This window comes from Enterobacter cloacae complex sp. S2, assembly GCF_015159675.1.
Taxonomy (GTDB): domain Bacteria; phylum Pseudomonadota; class Gammaproteobacteria; order Enterobacterales; family Enterobacteriaceae; genus Enterobacter; species Enterobacter intestinihominis.
This window is the reverse complement of sequence record NZ_JADDTS010000015.1, coordinates 69,740-85,470: the sequence shown is the minus strand read 5'-3', so window position 1 is coordinate 85,470 and position 15,731 is coordinate 69,740. Positions and strand designations below refer to the sequence as shown.

Genomic DNA, 15,731 nt, shown 5'->3' with positions numbered 1-15,731 from the left:
GGGTTGAGCGCCGGGTGGCGGCTGCGCCTTACCCGGCCTACATCACATGTTTAACGCTTCCGCACATCCGGAATAATCAAATCCCCACGCAGAACGTAGGACCCGAGCATCTGCGTTTTCGCCGTCAGCCAGCTCACGATGCGCGCCGCCATGGCGTCCATGGAATACTCAATGGCCGGGATCACCGGAATACCCGGGAGATGCAGCGAACCGCCGAGGCTGAAGACCATGATGTCTTCCGGTACCGATTTATTAAACGCCTGTAACTGCGGGATCACCCGCTGGGCTTCCTGCTCGTCTGCCACCAGCAGCGCGTTGAAGTTCAGCGTGGACGCGTTGTTGAGTAATTCCTGAAGCGCAACGGACGATGAAGTCGCGTCCATAAACACGAGGTTGCGATTAAAGGGCAGGAAGTTTTTCTCCAGCGCATGTTTGTAACCCAGCAGCACCTGATCGGCAAAGCCGCTGCCGTGCGGGTGGATCAGTGCTATCTGGCGACGCCCCTGGCTGGTGAGATAGTTGCAGGCCGTTTCAGCCGCGAACGCGTGATCGAACTGAATGCTGTTGGCGTTATCGGCTTCCATACAGTCGACCAGAATGACGTTGTCCATGTCCACGTCTAGCGGGAAACGCGCGCCAATCACCAGAATGTCATCACATAAGCCGCAGGAGAGTTCTTCAAGGGCGTTCATCACTTCTGTTTTCGTGTGTGCGAAACGCAGCAGCAGATGTTTTTGATGCTGGCTGAGGTGTTTTTCCAGCGCGTACAGGTAACCGGTGGTCTGGTTAATGTTCTCCTGCGCGCAAATCACCCCAATGCAGCCCGTCGACTGGCTGAGCAGCGACTGGGCGATCACGTTCGGACGATAGTTCAGCTCATCCACCGCTCTCAGAACAGCCTGTCGGCTGGCTTCTTTAACGCCACGCGACCCGCTCAACACCCGTGATACCGTGGCTTTGGACACCCCGGCCAGACGCGATACATCGTTGATTGTAGACATCTCTCTCCCCTGTCAGACGCAACTGGCGTCTGTAATTTCCATCACCGCTACGGCTCACATTATAGCCAGAACGGAGTATATCCGTTTCCGTTTTCCATGGAAACCGATTTTCCGTTTCCACTCAATTTGATGTCAAAACAGCCAAATTATGTGACCCACATCCGGTTAATTAGCGTCATAAGTAGTGGATATTGATGGTTGTCACACTTCTGTCTTTTATGAATGGAAACCGGTTTCCGTATAATGTCCAATCATCATCGCAATAACTTTTTACATTTTGAGGATGGTCGTCGATGTTCAAGATTATGCTGTGCTGCTCTGCCGGGATGTCCACCAGCCTGCTGGTCAGCAAAATGATCGATGTTGCAAAAGAACGGGGCTTGCCCGTGAAGATAGATGCGTATGGCGTATCCGAATTTGATACGCAGTTTCCGCACTATCAGGTGGTGCTTCTCGGACCGCAAGTGAAATACATGTTAAAGACGCTCTCAGACAAGGCAGCGACGCAAGGCATACCGGTGCAGCCCATCGACATGATGGATTACGGCATGCAGCGTGGCGATAAAGTACTGGACTATGCTCTGTCGCTCATCGAAGCGGCACACTAAAAGGTGTTCACATGAGTTCGTTATATCAATCCATGGTCGCGGTGATTGAACAGTCAATTACGCCGCTGGCCGCGAAGCTCGGTCAGCAAAAGTATGTGATTGCCATCCGCGACGGCTTTACCGCCGCGCTGCCGTTTATGATCATCGGCTCGTTTATGCTGGTGTTTATCTTCCCGCCGTTTTCGGCGAATACCACCAACAGCTTCGCCCGCGGCTGGCTGGATTTCTCCGAGACCTACCGCGAACAGCTGATGCTGCCCTTTAACCTCAGCATGGGCGTGATGACCTTCTTCATCTCGGTGGGGATTGGGGCGAGCCTGGGGCGTCAGTTTAACCTCGATCCGGTGATGTCCGGTCTGCTGGCCTTTATGGCCTTCCTGCTGGTCGCCGCGCCGTATGCCGACGGCAAAATTTCGACGCAGTATCTGTCGGGTCAGGGCATCTTCACTGCGCTTATCACCGCGATCTACTCCACCCGTGTGTACGCGTGGCTGAAGCAGAACAACGTCACCATCCGCCTGCCGAAAGAGGTGCCGACCGGCGTGGCGCGTTCGTTTGAGATCCTGATCCCGGTGATGGTGGTGATTGGTACCCTACATCCGCTGAACCTGTTCATTGAAGCGCAGACCGGGATGATCATCCCGCAGGCGATTATGCACCTGCTGGAGCCGCTGGTGTCCGCGTCTGACTCGCTGCCAGCGATTCTGCTCTCCGTTCTGCTGTGCCAGATCTTCTGGTTTGCCGGTATCCACGGGTCGCTGATTGTCACCGGCATCATGAACCCGTTCTGGATGGCGAACCTCTCTGCAAACCAGGCGGCGCTGGCGGCGGGCGCGGCGCTGCCGCACGTTTATCTGCAAGGTTTCTGGGATCACTACCTGCTGATTGGCGGCGTAGGCTCGACCCTGCCGCTGGCGTTCCTGCTGCTGCGCAGCCGCGCCACTCACCTGCGCACCATCGGCAAAATGGGCGTTGTGCCAAGCTTCTTTAACATCAACGAACCGATTCTGTTCGGCGCGCCGATCATCATGAACCCGATGCTGTTTATCCCGTTCGTGTTTGTTCCGCTGGTCAATGCCTGCCTGGCGTACGGCGCAACCAAACTCGGCTGGCTGGCCCAGGTGGTTTCGTTAACCCCGTGGACCACGCCCGCGCCGATTGGCGCCTCGTGGGCGGCGAACTGGGCGCTGAGCCCGGTGGTGATGTGCCTGGTCTGCATGGTGATGTCGGCGCTGATGTACCTGCCGTTCCTGCGCGCCTATGAGCGTACGCTCATCAAAAATGAAGAGCAGAAAGCCCAGGCAACCGTCGGCTCCGCTGAAACAGTTAGCAATTAAGTCAAAGAGGAAGGGTCATGAAATACGCATTTCCCGATAACTTCTGGTGGGGCAGCGCAAGCTCCGCTCTCCAGACGGAAGGGACACGAGAGGGTGAAACCACGTGGGACTACTGGTTTGCCCGCGAGCCGAACCGTTTTCACAACGGCGTGGGACCGCAGCACACCTCCACGTTTTATCAGCACTGGAAAACGGACATTCAGCTGTTGAAGCAGCTGAACCACAACAGCTTTCGCACCTCGATTAGCTGGGCGCGCCTGATCCCCGAAGGTATCGGTGAAGTGAACCCGGACGCGGTCGATTTTTATAATCAGGTCATTGATGAGCTGAATGAACAGGGCATCACGCCGTTTATCACCCTGTTCCATTTCGACATGCCGATGGCGATGCAGGAGATAGGCGGCTGGGAAAACCGTGACGTAGTGGACGCCTACGCCCGCTATGCGCAGATCTGCTTCGAGCTGTTTGGCGACCGCGTGCTGCACTGGTTTACCTTCAACGAGCCGATCGTGCCGGTGGAAGGCGGTTATCTGTACGATTTCCATTACCCGAACGTGGTGGATTTTCGTCGGGCGGCGACCGTGGCGTATCACACGGTGCTGGCCCATGCGAAGGCCGTTCAGGCTTACCGCGCCGGGCATTACGCGGGGGAGATCGGCATCGTGCTGAACCTGACGCCGTCATACCCGCGTTCGCAGAACCCGGCGGACGTGAAGGCGGCGCATATCGCGGATCTGATGTTTAACCGCAGCTTCCTCGACCCGGTGCTGCGCGGGGAGTATCCGGCCGACCTGGTGGCATTGCTGAAATCTTACGATCAGCTACCCGCCTGCAAGCCGGAAGACGGTTTCCTGATTGCGGAAGGGAAAATCGACCTGCTCGGCGTTAACTACTATCAACCGCGCCGCGTGAAGTGTCGCGACAGCGCGGTGAACCCGCAGGCGCCGTTTATGCCGGAGTGGTTCTTTGATAGCTACGAGATGCCGGGCCGTAAGATGAACCCGTACCGCGGCTGGGAAATCTACGAGCCGGGTATTTACGATATTCTGGTTAACCTGCGCGACAATTACGGTAACCCCCGCTGTTTTATTTCTGAAAACGGGATGGGTGTCGAAAACGAGCAGCGCTTTATTGAAAACGGCCAGATAAACGATCGGTACCGCATCGAATTTATTTCTGAGCATTTAGCGTGGCTGCATAAAGGTATTAGCGAAGGCTGCAATTGTCTGGGCTACCATATGTGGACGTTTATTGATAACTGGTCGTGGTGCAATGCCTACAAAAACCGCTACGGTTTTATTCAGCTCGATTTGGAGACGCAGCAGCGCACCATTAAAAAAAGCGGAGAGTGGTTTGCCGCTACCGCCTTAAATAATTGCTTTGATAAAGAGTAAAAATGATGATCGCATTAGAAGAAGCCGTAATGGAAATTATCGTCAACGCCGGTCAGTCCCGCAGCCTGTGCTTCGAAGCGCTGCATGCGGCGCGCCAGGGCAACCTTGACGAAGCCAAAAGCCTGCTGCGTGAAGCCGATGGCTACGCGCGCCAGGCACACAAGATGCAGACCAAACTGATCGAGCAGGACGCGGGCGAAGCCCGCCAGCCGATGACCTTAATTATGGTGCACGCGCAGGATCATTTAATGAATTCGCTATTAGCGCGTGAATTATCTGAAGAGATTATTCATTTATATCAGAGATAGTCTATGGCGAAATAATTTAATGTAATACCTCTGTACCTAAAACTAGAAATCCACTTGTTCTGATGATAGCGACATATTCTGTCAGATCGGAGCGGGATGGTTATTGTCTGAATAAAATTAAACTATATTGAGATAACCATGAATACGATTAAAAAACTTCCATTAACCATGGCGGTTATCGCCGCGCTTTGTCCAATTTCCGTGCTCGCGCAAGAATTTACGCAGGAGCAAATTGACGCCATTGTGGCGAAAGCGGTGGATAAAGCCCTGGCCGAGCGTCAGGCGAAAATGGATGCGGCGGTCGCGAAAAAAGCGGACGTCATCACCGAGCCGCAGAGCGCAGCGCAATCCCCGGACATGGCGATTCCGTTTGGCATCAAATTTACCGGCTACGCCCGCTACGGCGCGCACTTCCAGGCCGCTGACCAGAAGTATGTGGCGGTGGACGGCTCCTACAACGGCGCGTCCGCGATTGGTCGTCTGGGTAACGAAGGCAACGGCGGGGAATTCCAGCTCTCCAAGGCCTTCAAGGGTGATAACGGCGCCATCTGGGACATCAACGTGATGATCGACCACTGGGGCGACGAAGTTAACCTCAAAAAAGCTTACGCCGGGGTGACCAACATTATGGCCTCCAACCCGAACGCCTACTTCTGGGCCGGTCGTGACTTCCACCAGCGTCCGCAGCAGGGCATCAACGATTACTTCTGGATGAACCACGATGGCCAGGGCGCCGGGGTGAAGAACTTCGACATCGGCGGCGTGCAGTTCGACGTGGCTGCCGTGGCGGCGGTGGAATCTTGTAGCCCGGAAGTGATGGAAGATGAAGCCAACCCGTCGCGCATCACCTGTACCGGCGGTTCCGGCACGGGTGACAAGGGCAACTACGCTGCCACCTCAAAAATCCACGGCATGAAGCTCGGCCCGATCGACCTGGAGCTGTACGCCAACTACGGTTTTGACTCCAAAGCCGTTGAGAGCGACGAGCGTCTGAACGCCTGGCAGGGCGGCGTGGTGCTGAGCCACACCAACGACAGCGGTGTGAACAAGGTGATCGCCCGCTACTCCGATAATTCGGACAACAGCGTGTTCAACAAAACCGAAGATCTGACCACGGTCTACGCCAGCTTCGAAGGGCTGTATAAATTCACCCAGGCCACGCAGGTGGAGTACATCCTCGCCTTCCACGACTATGACAACAGCCGTGATGACACCGACAACCGTAAGAACTACAACGCCATCGTGCGCCCGATGCACTGGTGGAACGACGTTCACTCCACCTGGCTGGAAGCGGGCTGGCAGCACGTAGATTACGACAACGGCGGCGACAACAAGGGCTGGAAGCTGACCCTGTCGCAGAACATGTCTATCGCCATGGGGCCGGAGTTCCGTCCGATGCTGCGCTTCTACGTGACCGGCGGCAAAGTGGACAACGAACGCACCGCGCGCGTGAACAACACCAAAGATGAGACGCTGGACGACTTCAACGTCGGCGCGATGTGGGAGGCGTGGTTCTAAGGTCAACAACATGCCGGGTGGCGCTACGCTTACCCGGCCTACGGTTTTCCCCCTCTCCCCGTGGGAGAGGGCCGGGGTGAGGGCATCAGGCCGCACACAACCATGCTATGCTGTTGGCCAATTAACGACAACATAACAGGGGAGAACATGGGTTCCACACGCAAAGGGATGCTCAACGTCCTGATCGCCTCCGTTTTATGGGGCAGTTCCGGGGTTTGCGCGCAGTACATCATGGAGAAAAGCCACATTTCTTCACCTTACCTGACCATGGTTCGCCTGCTGTTTACCGGCGTGATCCTGCTGACGCTCTCCTTCGTTCACGGCGACAAGATTTTCTCGGTCATCAAAAACCGCAAGGACGCCCTCAGTCTGCTGTTTTTCTCACTGGTTGGCGCGCTCACCGTGCAGCTCACCTTCCTGCTGACGATTGAAAAATCCAACGCCGCTACGGCCACCGTGCTTCAGTTCCTGTCGCCAACCATCATCGTGGCGTGGTTCGCCCTGGCGCGGAAAACGCGTCCCGGCATATTTGTCCTGTCGGCGATTTTGACATCGCTTGTGGGTACCTTCCTGCTGGTGACCCACGGCGATCCGACGTCGCTCTCCATCTCGCCTGCCGCACTGTTCTTCGGTATCGCCTCGGCGTTTGCCGCGGCGTTTTACACCACCTATCCATCAATGCTTATCGCCCGCTACGGCACGCTGCCGATTGTCGGCTGGAGTATGTTGATTGCGGGACTAATGCTGACGCCGTTCTACGCCGGACGCGGCACCACCTTCGCCATTGACGGCGGCCTGCTGCTGGCGTTTTTCTACCTGGTGGTGATTGGCACCGCGCTGACGTTCAGCCTGTATCTGAAGGGCGCGCAGATGATCGGCGGGCCGAAGGCAAGCATTTTGAGCTGCGCCGAACCCCTGAGCAGCGCGCTGCTGTCGGTGGTTTTGCTGGGGGTGGCATTCACCCTGCCGGACTGGCTGGGAACGCTGCTGATTGTGTCGTCGGTGGTGCTGATTTCGATGGATTCACGTAGAAGGGTTAAGGCATCGGCGTAAGCGAATGTCCCCTCACCCCGGCCCTCTCCCCAAAGGGGCGAGAGTGAAAAGACAGCACCGAGCAGTCCCCTCTCCCCTGCGGGGAGAGGGTTAGGGTGAGGGGGAAAATTGACTACTTCGCCTTAACCTTCCCCGCCACCAGCAGCGCGGTCAGCAGCATCAGCGTACCGGAGATCACCAGCGGTGACGTCAGCCCCAGATGGTCGAGCGCTACGCCGCCCACCGCCGCGCCGCAGGTGTTCGCCAGCTGGATCACCGCCACCTGAATCGACCCGGCTTTTTCCGCCTGATCGGCAAGCGAGCGGGTGATCCACGTCGACCAGCCCACCGGCACCAGCGCAAAGGCAAAGCCCCAGACAATCGCAATCGCCGATGCGACCCACTTGTCGCTGCCCCACAGCACCAGCACCGCGGCACTGATCGCCAGCACCAGCGGCGCACCCGCCAGCGCCACCTTCAGGGAGCGCTTCAGGAACTGAGACGACAGTGAGGTGCCGACGAAGCTGGCGATACCGAAGCTCAGCAGCACCAGCGTCAGGCCATCCACGTCAAAGCCCGCCATGGTCATATACACCGGGCGAATATAGGTAAAGAAGGCAAACTGCCCGGCAAAGGCCATGAAGATGGCGGTCATCCCCGCCAGCACGCCCGGACGCTTGAGCAGCGCGAACATGTTCTGTTTGTGGTGCGCCGCTTCACCCGGCAGAGACGGTAGCGCTTTCCACACCCAGATAATGCACAGCACGCCCATCACTGCCGCCGCGTTAAAGACGTTACGCCAGCCGATAATCCCACCAAGGAAGCTGCCCAGCGGCGCGGCAATCACCAGCGCAATAGAGACCGCGCCGAAGATAACGGACAGCGCTTTTGGCACGGTGCGCGCGGGCACCAGGCGCATGGTCAGCGAGGCCGACATCGCCCAGAAGCCGCCTAACCCCAGCCCCAGGCAGGCGCGACCCAGCAGCAGCAGGGTGAAGCTTTCAGCGAAAGAGACCAGCAGGCAGGAGAGCGTCAGCAGCACGCTGAACAGAATGACCACTTTACGACGGTCAATGGTGCCAATCGCCTGGGTGATAAACAGGCTGGCGAACATCGCCACAAAGGCGGTGACGGTAACGGACTGCCCCGCCACGCCTTCGGAAATGCCCAGATCCTGCGCCATCGGCGTCAGCAGGCTGACCGGCAGAAACTCAACGGTAATCAGGCAGGCGACGCAGAACGCCACGGAGAAAACCGCCGACCAGTTGGGGCGAGACACCTCTTTGGCCTGCGGCGGAGTCGTGGGCTGGATATGTTCTGTCATGGCATCACCTGAGATTAAAACGTGCGGAAAAGTCGCGCAGTTTATCATCAAAAGTGTGACGGATTTAACGATTTGACAACTTTTGTGGTTTTAGAGGGGATCAGTGCAGATAAAACACACCTTCTTCCGGCAGAAATAGCTGGTTATAGCGCAGCTGGAAGGCGTTCAGCTCCTGCGGATCGGGCTCCATTTCGCGCATAAAGCCAAGTGCCAGTCGAATTTGCGCATCGGTAATGGGTGCGGCAAGGCGGGCTTTACGCAGCATACGGTGCCAGGTATGCAGATTCTCTTCACTGCCGTCGACAATGCAGACCTGCCAGATGAGTAGCACCTGCGCCGCATTTTGCAGATGCGCCTCGTCGGGGCGCTCAAGGTAGCGGATAAACTCATTGCCCGGCGTTTTACCGAACTGATCGATCATCGACTCGACCGGCATCGGGGTGATGCCCAGCCGCTCGCTTAAACGTTTGATGGCGCGGCGGGAGTCTGAGGTCAGGACACGAAATCCAACCACAAATACCACGGCAAGCGTTGCCAGCATTATCCAGACCATGCGTTCTCCTTAGACTAGCCGCCCATCATAGCGGGAAACGCAGCGCGTCAACAGCGGGAACGGCCAGAATAGTGAACCGAAAAAAGCTGGATAATTGCGATGAAAGCAATCCCGCGCAGGCGTGGCTGCGCGGGCTGTTGCTGGAGACCCGTCAGCGCGCCTGAAGCCCTTTCAGCAGCGCGTCGTGGAAACGTTCAGGATCCTGCATCTGCGGCGCGTGGCCCATGTCGTTAAACTCGACCAGCGTCGCGTGCGGAATGCGCTTCGCCGTCTCTTTGCCCAGCACCGCGTAATTGCCGAGCGTCTTGCGGATCTCCGGTGGGGCGAGATCTTTCCCGATGGCAGTGTTGTCCTTCGTGCCGATCATCAATAATACCGGCATCTTCAGCTCGCTAAATTCATAGACAACCGGCTGGGTATAAATCATGTCGTAGAGCAGCGCCGAGTTCCACGCCACGCGCGCTTTACCCGGCCCGTTGTTCAGCCCGGCGAGCATAGTGACCCAGCGCTCGTACTCCGGTTTCCACTCCCCGGCGTAGTAGGTGTTTTTCTCGTACTGACGAATACCGTCGGCGCTAACTTTCAGCTCGCGCTGGTACCACTGGTCGACCGTAATATGCGGCACGCCGCGCGCTTTCCAGTCTTCCAGACCAATCGGGTTCACCATCACCAGCTGCTCTACCTGCTGCGGCCACATCAACGCATAGCGGGTTGCCAGCATGCCGCCGGTCGAATGTCCTATAACCGTCACGCGCTCGACGCCCAGCGTTTTCAGCAGCGCGTGGGTGTTATCCGCCAGTTGCTGGAAGGTGTACTGGTAATGCTCCGGCTTGGTGGATTTACAAAAACCAATCTGGTCAGGGGCGATCACGCGATACCCACCGGCCGACAGCGCGCGGATAGTGCCGTCCCAGGTGCCAGCACAGAAGTTTTTGCCGTGCATCAGCACCACGGTGCGGCCGTTGGGTTTTTCCGGTTTCACGTCCAGGTAAGCCATATCCAGAGGCTGGTTCTGCGAGGTAAAGGTAAAGTGTTTTACCGGCCAGCCGTAGTCAAAACCTTCCAGCTTCTCGCCGTAGGTGGGGGCATCCGCGGCCATTGCGGGGGACGCCAGCGCCATCAGCAGCGCAAGGCAGGATAATCGTCGGGTTAACATGCAAGCTCTCCGTTAGCAAAAGGGCTAAGGCTGCACGAAAGGCGGCAGCAAAAACACTGTAGAGCATAGAGAGGAGCGAGTGTGTAAAGCGGAGTAAAGGTAGGCCGTGCAAAATAAAAAAGCCCGGCATCACACACCGGGCAAAGAAGTTACCTGCACACTCAGGCTACTTTTAATTTCTGCGCACGATTCTCACGGCGGATCTTACGCTCTTCCAGCACCGCAACCATCGCCATCAGGACGATACAGCCAATCGCGGCGGCATCCAGCGCGGCGAAGGTGCCCGCCCAGCCGGTAAGGCCGAAAATCGGCGTGCCGTCGGCGATCATCCCCAGACCCAGCTTGGCGAAGCTGTCGCCGATCAGGTAGGCGAAGGTGCCCTTAATCCCATCGGCGGCGCCGATCGCTTTTTTCGGGACGAAGCCCACTGCCGCCACACCGATCAGTAATTGCGGACCAAACACCAGGAAGCCGAGCGCGAACAGGGACGCCAGGTAAATGTACTGGTTGCTGGCGTGCTGGTAGACGCCAAGGGTGGCGATAATCAGCGCCAGCGCGACGCAGGCCACCAGCGCGCGGCGGCCATTGGCGAGGTCGGAGAGCCATCCCCACAGCAGCGTGCCGACCAGCGCGCCCACTTCAAACAGGGTGAAGCCCTGAATCGCCACTTCTTTAGAAAGCTTCAGCTCCTGGAAGGCATACACGGTGGACCACTGGTCGATACCAATGCGCACCACGTACAGGAAGATGTTCGAGAAACAGAGCAGCCAAATCACTTTGTTTTTCAGCACGTACTCAACAAAGATCTGCCATTTGGACATCTCGTTTTCTTCGGTCTCTTTGTCCTCTTCGCTGATCTCTTCCCCGAACAGCTCTTCGGCTTTGCCGAGGCCGTACGACTCCGGGGAATCGCTGCCGTAGCGCAGGCCGATAAAGCCAACAATCAGGGCAATAATCGATGGGAAGATAAACATGCCGATGACGTGACCGTCGAACAGGTAGTTCGCGCCGAACAGCGCCACGCCTGCCGCACCCGCTCCGCCGAGGTTGTGGGAGATGTTCCACATGCCGAGGTACGACCCCCGCTTGCGGCGCGGCGTCCATTTGGTGATGGTGGAGTAGCTGCACGACCCGCCGGTGCTCTGGAAGAAACCGCTCAGGGCGTAAAAGGCGATCATCAGGAACAGGCTGACGGAGCCCGCGCCCATGCTGGCGCTGAAGCCGAGCATACAGATGGCAGAGAGGATCAGCATAAACGGCAGGAACTGCTTGGTGTTTTTGCCGTCCGCATAGTAGGAAACGACAGTTTTCCCCACGCCATAGGTGATGGAGAAGCCCAGGCCAATCATCCCCAACTGCGTCATGCTCAGCCCGTAGGTGGAGATCATGTCGTTCTGCGCGATGTTAAAGTTTTTGCGGATCAGGTACATAGTCAGGTAGCCGATGAAGACCACCAGATAGGACTGCATGAACGGTTTGAACCACATTTTGCGCCGCACGTCGAGCGGCAGATCCAGGGTCGGCTTGCGCACCTGATTTAAGAAGGCCAGCATGACTGAGTTACTCCTGAGCTGATTTTTGCAGCATTGTAAAAACCAGCCAGGAGAGATGCCTGAGACAGCGTCCAGGTGAAACCGGGAAAATTTCTTAGTTTTGCGCGACTCGACAGCAAAAGGTGAGGCGCGTCACGCTTCGCGCGGTGCCTGCGCGTGCAAAAACGGCAGCAACAGCAGGGCGGAGATGCCCGCCGCGATGGCGATCACCGCGAAGAACCCGCTCCAGTGCCAGATGTCGATCACCCGCGCCAGTGGCCAGCCGGAGAGCGATGCGCCGAGGTAGGCAAACAGCCCGACAAAGCCCGTCGCCGCGCCTGCCGCCTCTTTGTGGGAGCACTCTGCCGCCGCCATGCCGATCAGCATCTGCGGGCCAAAGACGAAAAAACCGATGGTGAAGAAGCACGCCGCCTGCATCACGTAGCTGGCGAACGGCATCAGCCACAGCGAGCCGACGGAGAGCAAAATTCCGGCGGCGAAAATCAGGTTCATCGGCCCGCGGTTGCCGTTGAAGAGCTTGTCCGAGCCCCAGCCCGCCACCAGCGCGCCGATAAACCCGCCCAGTTCAAACATGGTCACCGCCGAGTTGGCGGTCACCAGATCCACACCGAGCGTCTCGGACATGTACAGGTTGCCCCAGTCGTTGATGGCCGCGCGCACCACGTAGACCAGCACGTAGCAGAGCGATAGCAGCCAGATGTAGGGGTTTTTCAGTACGTATTTGGTGAGGATCTGCTGGCGGGACAGCCCGGCCCCCTCCTGCTGCTGGGCGATCTCCATCTCGTCGTGCCGCCAGTCGCCCACCGGTGGAAGGCCGACGGTTTGCGGCCTGTCGCGCAGGCGCCAGCAGAGGAACAGCCCGGCGATAATTGCCAGGCCACCGGCAATCATCATCCCCGCACGCCAGCCGTAGTGCAGCGCGGCAGCCCCCACCACCATCGGGATCAGCGCCCCGCCGACGTTATGCGCGGTATTCCATATCGCCCACCAGCCGCCGCGCTCGTTGCGTGAGTACCAGGCGGTGAGCAGGCGGGCGCAGACCGGCGCGCCCCAGCCCTGGAAGAAGGCGTTCAGCGCCCACAGCAGGGCGAAGGCCCAGAGCGAGGTGGAGAAGCCAAACAGGATGTTCACCACGCCGGTGGCGATCAGCCCAACGCCCATGAAATAGCGCGCATTGGAGCGGTCGCTGACGATGCCGGAGAAGAACTTCGACAGACCGTAGGTGATGTAAAACAGCGTCGCCAGCAGGCCGATGTCGGTGCGCGCCATCACGCCGCTGGCGAGGATCTCCGGCGCGGCGGCGTTGAAGCTTTTGCGGGTGAAGTAGAACAGCGCGTAGCCGAGCCAGATAGTGACCAGGATATGACGTCGCCAGTAGCGATAGCGGGCGTCGATTTCCGCTTTGTTGCCTAGCGGGGCGGCGCTGGCCGGGGTTTTAAACATGGTGCGTCCTTAGCGGCAAACTGACGCTGACGCGCGTCCCGTGGGTGCAGGAGATCGTCAGCGTGCCGCCCAGCGCCTTCACGCGCTCGCGCATGCCCGCCAGGCCAAAGCCCTGTTGGCCGGATCCCGGCGGCAGGCCGCAGCCGTCGTCTTCAATCACCAGCATCAGGCGCTCGTCCTGCTGCCAGCCCTGGATCGTGACCGCGCTGGCACTGGCGTGTTTGACGATGTTGTTCAGCCCCTCCTGACAGACGCGGAACAGCGTCACGCGCTGACCTTCGCTCAGGGTAGCTTCATTGATGCGCCAGTCGAGATGGCTGACTATCCCGCGGCTTTCCAGCTCCATCTCGCGCATCAGGGAACGCACCGCCTGCTCCAGGGACAGATCGTCAAGCTGGCGCGGGCGCAGCCGCCCTAACAGGCGGCGAACGGAGTCATAGACACCCAGCGAAAGCTGTTCGATATGCGCCCCGCCCTGCTTCACACCCGTGTTTTCTGCCGCCAGGCGCTGGACAATGCCCGCCTGGGTGCGGATGGCAGTGATGGTCTGGCCGATGTCATCGTGCAGCTCGCGGGCAACCTCCTGGCGCACGCTCTCTTCCGTCTCCAGCAGACGCTCCGCCAGACGGCGATTGCGCGCCAGCTCGGCTTGCAGAGACTGGTTCAGCTCGCGCAGGCGCTGGATGCCCGCCCCCAGCAGCAGCCCGGTCAGGCTCTGGGCCAGCAGCGAGAGCAGCAGATCTACCGGATGATCGTGCCAGGTCTGGCTGGCGATCAGCGCGATGGCGTTCATTAGGGTCGCGATCAGTGCCCCCTGCCAGCCGTAGTGCCAGGCAAGGGCGATGATCGGCAGCGCCAGACAAAACGGCGTGAAGCGTGATAATTCAGCGGGCAGACCAAGCTGCAACCACAGGCTCACCACAAACAGGAGCAGATACCAGATCAGGTGCCGGGCGCGCCAGTTCACCGGCTGGGAGACCAGCGCCGGGCCGAGCGGCTGCCAGACGGTGCTGGTGAGGTAGTGCCAGAAAACCAGGCAGGTCGGTGCCAGCGTCAGGCCGCCGGTGAGGGTCAGCAGCAGGGCGTTGAGCCCCTCCTTTTCACCCACCCACGGCAGGGACTGCAACAGCGCGGCGGCAATCAGCGCCGCCCCCTGACGCAGCAGCGTGCGCCAGTCGCGCTGGTGACGGTAGCGGGAAATCAGGGCGACCGGGATAAGCGTGAGCAGGCTTCCGGTCATCAATAAGGGCAGATGCGCCAGCGCCACTTCCTGCGCCAGCCAGATCAGCATCAGCCACTCTGCGCCCAGCAAAACGGGCCAGTAGCCGCGCGGGCACTGAAGCATCAGTCCCAGACGCAGGCCAAAGGGGAACAGCAGCACCGCCAGCTCCGGGCGTTCCACCAGATGCAGGCTGATGCTCCACAGGCAGAACCATGCGGCGGAGAAGATAAAAAAGCTGGCGACGACGGCGATCAGCCGTGAAAAAACGGGACTCATTGCCAGCTGTCAAACATACGGCGCGCCAGCTCGACATCGTTACTGACGTTGAGTTTTTCCATCAGGTTGGCGCGATGAACATGCACGGTTTTCGGGGACAGATCCAGCTCCGCGGCAATCTCTTTTACCGACATGCCCTGGGCAAGTTTCTCTGCCACCTGACGCTCGCGCCTGGTGAGCGGATCCTGCCGTCCCGCCGCCAGCTTGATGGCGATATCCGGCGTCAGGTAGCAGCCGCCGGTGGAGACGGTGCGCACGGCGGCAATCAGCTCGTCGGGGCTACAGCGTTTAGAGAGGAAGCCGCGCGCGCCCGCGTTGAGCGCCTGCTCGACCAGCGCCGGGCTGTCGTGGACGGAGAGCATAATGGTCGCCATCCCTTTCGGCAGCTGGCTTAACAGCTCCAGCCCGGAGAGATCCGGCATTGAGATGTCGCAGATACAGACCTGCACCCCGCGTCCCGGCAGGCCCGCCAGCGCCTCGCGGCCGGAGCCAAACTCGGCCACGACCTGAAAATCCGGTTCGAGGTTTAAAAGCTGGGCAAAGCCGGAGCGGACGATAAGGTGGTCGTCGATAAGGGCGATGGTGGTCATGGTTTGATCCTGATGCGTGAACACGCCGGATGGCGGCGTAAACGCCTTATCCGGCCTACGTGTAACGTCCTTGCAGGCTGGATAAGCGCAGCGCCATCCGGCAAAAGCCTTTTACCTTAAGTGATTTACTCGAAAAACACCGCAATTTTGTTAAACATGGTGGGATCGGACTGGTTGCGTGCCACTTTGGTGACATCTTCCAGCTTGTCGATCTGCGCCATCATCTGCTCCAGACGCTGGTCGTCGTTCACCAGTAGCCAGATGCGGCTGTGCTCGCTGCCCTGAATCGGCAGGCACAGAATGCCTTCCACGTTAAACGCCCGTCGGGCAAACAGCCCGCAGACGTGGGTCATGACGCCAGGGTGGTTGCGGACGGTGAGTTCCAGAATGACGTTATCATGTTGTTTCTGCATGGC

General features: G+C 58.8%; 15 protein-coding genes. 6 read left to right on the top strand and 9 right to left on the bottom strand.

The window, feature by feature from the left end; genetic code table 11:
* Positions 1-50: 50 nt before the first annotated feature.
* Positions 51-1,001: a LacI family DNA-binding transcriptional regulator gene (locus IPZ49_RS08120; protein ID WP_022646566.1), complete on the bottom strand. Its 951-nt coding sequence runs from the start codon at positions 999-1,001 to the stop codon at positions 51-53.
* 293 nt (positions 1,002-1,294) lie between these two features.
* Here IPZ49_RS08120 and IPZ49_RS08115 point away from each other — a divergent pair, with 293 nt between their 5' ends.
* From IPZ49_RS08115 to IPZ49_RS08090, 6 genes are all read left to right on the top strand, one after another.
* Positions 1,295-1,609: a PTS sugar transporter subunit IIB gene (locus IPZ49_RS08115; protein ID WP_003861034.1), complete on the top strand. Its 315-nt coding sequence runs from the start codon at positions 1,295-1,297 to the stop codon at positions 1,607-1,609.
* A gap of 11 nt (positions 1,610-1,620) precedes the next feature.
* Positions 1,621-2,946 carry a PTS sugar transporter subunit IIC gene (locus IPZ49_RS08110; protein WP_063147044.1) on the top strand — a complete coding sequence of 442 codons (1,326 nt, stop codon included), beginning with the start codon at positions 1,621-1,623 and terminating at the stop codon, positions 2,944-2,946.
* A gap of 17 nt (positions 2,947-2,963) precedes the next feature.
* Positions 2,964-4,340 carry a glycoside hydrolase family 1 protein gene (locus IPZ49_RS08105; protein WP_046621859.1) on the top strand — a complete coding sequence of 459 codons (1,377 nt, stop codon included), beginning with the start codon at positions 2,964-2,966 and terminating at the stop codon, positions 4,338-4,340.
* Positions 4,341-4,345: 5 nt separating this feature from the next.
* Positions 4,346-4,648, top strand: a complete 303-nt coding sequence (locus tag IPZ49_RS08100) for a PTS lactose/cellobiose transporter subunit IIA (protein ID WP_014168006.1) — start codon at positions 4,346-4,348, stop codon at positions 4,646-4,648.
* Positions 4,649-4,786: 138 nt separating this feature from the next.
* Positions 4,787-6,166 carry a carbohydrate porin gene (locus tag IPZ49_RS08095; RefSeq protein WP_022646562.1) on the top strand — a complete coding sequence of 460 codons (1,380 nt, stop codon included), beginning with the start codon at positions 4,787-4,789 and terminating at the stop codon, positions 6,164-6,166.
* A 147-nt stretch (positions 6,167-6,313) separates the two neighbouring features.
* Positions 6,314-7,219, top strand: coding sequence for an EamA family transporter (locus tag IPZ49_RS08090; RefSeq protein WP_063147042.1), 906 nt, complete (start codon positions 6,314-6,316; stop codon positions 7,217-7,219).
* A gap of 112 nt (positions 7,220-7,331) precedes the next feature.
* Here IPZ49_RS08090 and nepI read toward each other — a convergent pair whose 3' ends face one another.
* The 8 genes from nepI to ilvN all read right to left on the bottom strand — a co-directional run bounded on the left by nepI (position 7,332) and on the right by ilvN (position 15,728).
* Positions 7,332-8,522 carry a purine ribonucleoside efflux pump NepI gene (gene nepI / locus IPZ49_RS08085; RefSeq protein ID WP_023298972.1) on the bottom strand — a complete coding sequence of 397 codons (1,191 nt, stop codon included), beginning with the start codon at positions 8,520-8,522 and terminating at the stop codon, positions 7,332-7,334.
* 100 nt (positions 8,523-8,622) lie between these two features.
* Positions 8,623-9,075 carry a DUF1198 domain-containing protein gene (locus tag IPZ49_RS08080; protein ID WP_014830062.1) on the bottom strand — a complete coding sequence of 151 codons (453 nt, stop codon included), beginning with the start codon at positions 9,073-9,075 and terminating at the stop codon, positions 8,623-8,625.
* Between the two features lie 151 nt (positions 9,076-9,226).
* Positions 9,227-10,231, bottom strand: coding sequence for an alpha/beta fold hydrolase (locus IPZ49_RS08075; RefSeq protein ID WP_023298971.1), 1,005 nt, complete (start codon positions 10,229-10,231; stop codon positions 9,227-9,229).
* A 161-nt stretch (positions 10,232-10,392) separates the two neighbouring features.
* Entirely contained in the window at positions 10,393-11,784 is a 1,392-nt protein-coding gene (gene uhpT, locus IPZ49_RS08070) for a hexose-6-phosphate:phosphate antiporter (RefSeq protein WP_023298970.1), read from the bottom strand.
* Positions 11,785-11,916: 132 nt separating this feature from the next.
* Positions 11,917-13,227, bottom strand: coding sequence for an MFS transporter (locus IPZ49_RS08065; protein ID WP_038414992.1), 1,311 nt, complete (start codon positions 13,225-13,227; stop codon positions 11,917-11,919).
* The gene (gene uhpB, locus IPZ49_RS08060) at positions 13,220-14,725 is read right to left on the bottom strand and encodes a signal transduction histidine-protein kinase/phosphatase UhpB (protein ID WP_063147021.1); all 1,506 of its coding nucleotides are present in this window, start codon (positions 14,723-14,725) and stop codon (positions 13,220-13,222) included. The genes IPZ49_RS08065 and uhpB overlap by 8 nt, the downstream gene beginning before the upstream one ends.
* The gene (gene uhpA, locus IPZ49_RS08055) at positions 14,722-15,315 is read right to left on the bottom strand and encodes a transcriptional regulator UhpA (protein ID WP_022646555.1); all 594 of its coding nucleotides are present in this window, start codon (positions 15,313-15,315) and stop codon (positions 14,722-14,724) included. Before uhpA ends, uhpB begins: the two co-directional genes overlap by 4 nt.
* 125 nt (positions 15,316-15,440) lie before the next feature.
* Positions 15,441-15,728 carry an acetolactate synthase small subunit gene (ilvN, locus tag IPZ49_RS08050; RefSeq protein ID WP_010426528.1) on the bottom strand — a complete coding sequence of 96 codons (288 nt, stop codon included), beginning with the start codon at positions 15,726-15,728 and terminating at the stop codon, positions 15,441-15,443.
* Positions 15,729-15,731 lie beyond the last annotated feature (3 nt).

What these genes read in the sequence shown, in the direction of transcription:
- IPZ49_RS08120 (WP_022646566.1), bottom strand. Translation starts at nt 1,001, where the DNA reads ATGTCTACAATCAACGATGTATCGCGTCTGGCCGGGGTGTCCAAAGCC.
- IPZ49_RS08115 (WP_003861034.1), top strand. Translation starts at nt 1,295, where the DNA reads ATGTTCAAGATTATGCTGTGCTGCTCTGCCGGGATGTCCACCAGCCTG.
- IPZ49_RS08110 (WP_063147044.1), top strand. Translation starts at nt 1,621, where the DNA reads ATGAGTTCGTTATATCAATCCATGGTCGCGGTGATTGAACAGTCAATT.
- IPZ49_RS08105 (WP_046621859.1), top strand. Translation starts at nt 2,964, where the DNA reads ATGAAATACGCATTTCCCGATAACTTCTGGTGGGGCAGCGCAAGCTCC.
- IPZ49_RS08100 (WP_014168006.1), top strand. Translation starts at nt 4,346, where the DNA reads ATGATCGCATTAGAAGAAGCCGTAATGGAAATTATCGTCAACGCCGGT.
- IPZ49_RS08095 (WP_022646562.1), top strand. Translation starts at nt 4,787, where the DNA reads ATGAATACGATTAAAAAACTTCCATTAACCATGGCGGTTATCGCCGCG.
- IPZ49_RS08090 (WP_063147042.1), top strand. Translation starts at nt 6,314, where the DNA reads ATGGGTTCCACACGCAAAGGGATGCTCAACGTCCTGATCGCCTCCGTT.
- nepI (WP_023298972.1), bottom strand. Translation starts at nt 8,522, where the DNA reads ATGACAGAACATATCCAGCCCACGACTCCGCCGCAGGCCAAAGAGGTG.
- IPZ49_RS08080 (WP_014830062.1), bottom strand. Translation starts at nt 9,075, where the DNA reads ATGGTCTGGATAATGCTGGCAACGCTTGCCGTGGTATTTGTGGTTGGA.
- IPZ49_RS08075 (WP_023298971.1), bottom strand. Translation starts at nt 10,231, where the DNA reads ATGTTAACCCGACGATTATCCTGCCTTGCGCTGCTGATGGCGCTGGCG.
- uhpT (WP_023298970.1), bottom strand. Translation starts at nt 11,784, where the DNA reads ATGCTGGCCTTCTTAAATCAGGTGCGCAAGCCGACCCTGGATCTGCCG.
- IPZ49_RS08065 (WP_038414992.1), bottom strand. Translation starts at nt 13,227, where the DNA reads ATGTTTAAAACCCCGGCCAGCGCCGCCCCGCTAGGCAACAAAGCGGAA.
- uhpB (WP_063147021.1), bottom strand. Translation starts at nt 14,725, where the DNA reads ATGAGTCCCGTTTTTTCACGGCTGATCGCCGTCGTCGCCAGCTTTTTT.
- uhpA (WP_022646555.1), bottom strand. Translation starts at nt 15,315, where the DNA reads ATGACCACCATCGCCCTTATCGACGACCACCTTATCGTCCGCTCCGGC.
- ilvN (WP_010426528.1), bottom strand. Translation starts at nt 15,728, where the DNA reads ATGCAGAAACAACATGATAACGTCATTCTGGAACTCACCGTCCGCAAC.